Annotated in this window: 1 protein-coding gene and 1 pseudogene; one reads left to right on the top strand and one right to left on the bottom strand. The window is 68.9% G+C overall.

Annotated features, from left to right (window positions below):
* Nucleotides 1–148: 148 nt before the first annotated feature.
* Entirely contained in the window at nucleotides 149–1,618 is a 1,470-nt protein-coding gene (gene argH / locus AC27IQ_RS23155; protein WP_284395004.1) for an argininosuccinate lyase, read from the bottom strand.
* A 50-nt stretch (nucleotides 1,619–1,668) separates the two neighbouring features.
* Between argH and AC27IQ_RS23150 the strand changes: the two are divergent.
* A pseudogene (locus tag AC27IQ_RS23150) lies at nucleotides 1,669–2,049 on the top strand (sensor histidine kinase); the annotation flags it as partial.

Below are 2,049 nucleotides of genomic sequence, written 5' to 3'. Positions count from 1 at the left end.
GCGTCTGGGCCGAGGCCACGGCGGCGACCGCCGTGGCGCCCACCCAGACCGCGGCGCGGGCCATTCGCAAGACCCAGTGGCGGCGCGAGGAAGAACGATGCATGGAGGGCTCCGTGAAAGTGTGCGGACGGGGGGAGGTGAACAGCAATCAGGCCAGGCGGGCGCGGTGGCGGGCCAGCTGGGCGCGCACCTGGGCCGGCGCGGTGCCGCCCAGCGTGTTGCGGGCGTTGAGCGAGCCGCGCAGGCTGAGGGCGTCGAACACGTCCTTTTCGATCTGCGGGTGAAAGCCCTGCAGCACGGCCAGGGGCAGCTCCGACAGGTCCACGTTGTGCGACACGGCGGCCTTCACGGCATGGGCCACGGTCTCGTGCGCATCGCGGAACGGCAGGCCCTTCTTGACGAGGTAGTCGGCCAGGTCGGTGGCGGTGGCGTAGCCCTTGAGCGCGGCCTGCTCCATGGCCGGCGCGTTGACGGTGATGCCGCCTTCCTTCTTGCCCGTGGCCGGGTTCGGCTGGCCGCCGACCATCTCGGCGAAGATGCGCAGCGTGTCCTTCAGCGTGTCCACGGTATCGAACAGCGGTTCCTTGTCTTCCTGGTTGTCCTTGTTGTAGGCCAGGGGCTGGCCCTTCATCAGGGTGATGAGACCCATCAGGTGGCCGACCACGCGGCCGGTCTTGCCGCGCGCCAGTTCGGGCACGTCGGGGTTCTTCTTCTGCGGCATGATCGACGAGCCGGTCGTGAAGCGGTCGGCGATCTTGATGAAACCGAAGTTCTGGCTCATCCAGATGATGAGTTCTTCCGACAGGCGGCTCACGTGCACCATGCACAGGCTGGCGGCGGCGGTGAACTCGATGGCGAAGTCGCGGTCGCTCACGGCGTCCAGGCTGTTCTGGCACACGCCGTCCATGCCCAGGGTTTTCGCCACGCGCTCGCGGTCCAGCGGGTAGGTCGTGCCGGCCAGGGCGGCGGCGCCCAGGGGCAGCACATTGACGCGGCGGCGCACGTCCTGCATGCGGTCGGCATCGCGCGCGAACATCTCCACGTAGGCCAGCATGTGGTGGCCGAAGCTCACCGGCTGCGCCACCTGCAGGTGGGTGAAGCCGGGCAGGATCACCTCCACGTTCTGCTCGGCCACATCCACCAGCGACACCTGCAGTTCCTTGAGCAGATCGGCGATCAGGTCGATCTCGCCGCGCAGCCACAGGCGCACGTCGGTGGCCACCTGGTCGTTGCGGCTGCGGCCGGTGTGCAGGCGCTTGCCGGCGTCGCCCACCAGTTGCGTGAGACGCGCCTCGATGTTCAGGTGCACGTCTTCCAGGTCGAGCTTCCACTCGAAGGCGCCGGATTCGATCTCCTCCTTGATCTGCGCCATGCCGCGCTGGATGGAGGCGTGGTCGGCGGCCGAGATGATGCCCTGCGCGGCGAGCATGTCGGCGTGCGCCAAGCTGCCGGCGATGTCGGCCTGCCACAGGCGCTTGTCGAAGAACACGCTCGACGTGTAGCGCTTGACCAGGTCGCTCATGGGCTCGGAAAACAGCGCCGACCAGGCCTGGGCCTTGGTGTCGAGCTGGTTGTGGGAGGGGGCGGACGCTGGGCTGGAGGCGGGGCTGGTGGACATGGAGGGCAATAATCCGGTGGTTCAGACACCCGGAACACCCGGATGCCGCAATGCAAGAGACGCAAATTTTATCGACCCGGCCGCAGGCCCTGACCGAAGACCCCCGCCAGCCCCTGGGCCGGCGGGTGCTGGTGTTCGACGCCTGCCATGTCGGGGTGATCCTGCGCGCGGTGCTTTTCGTGGAGGCGGTGCTGGGCGTGGGCGCCCTCTTCAACACCGCCACGCCCCTGGAATGGCTCGGCCGGCTGTCGCTGCTGACGGGCGGCGCCCTGCCCGCCACGCTGGCCTGGCTGGTCACCGCCTGCAGCCTGAAGACCGTGCTGCAGCGCCTGCCGGTGGCCTTGCAATACGCGGCGGGCGTGGCGCTGGGCACGCTGTCCGGGCTGTATGCCTGCGGCATGCTCGCGCTGGTGGGAGTGGCGGCCGACCCG

This window comes from Acidovorax sp. KPB24-07 (assembly GCF_057543315.1).
This window is presented reverse-complemented; position numbering and strand designations above follow the sequence as displayed.

What these genes read in the sequence shown, in the direction of transcription:
- argH (WP_284395004.1), bottom strand. Translation starts at nt 1,618, where the DNA reads ATGTCCACCAGCCCCGCCTCCAGCCCAGCGTCCGCCCCCTCCCACAAC.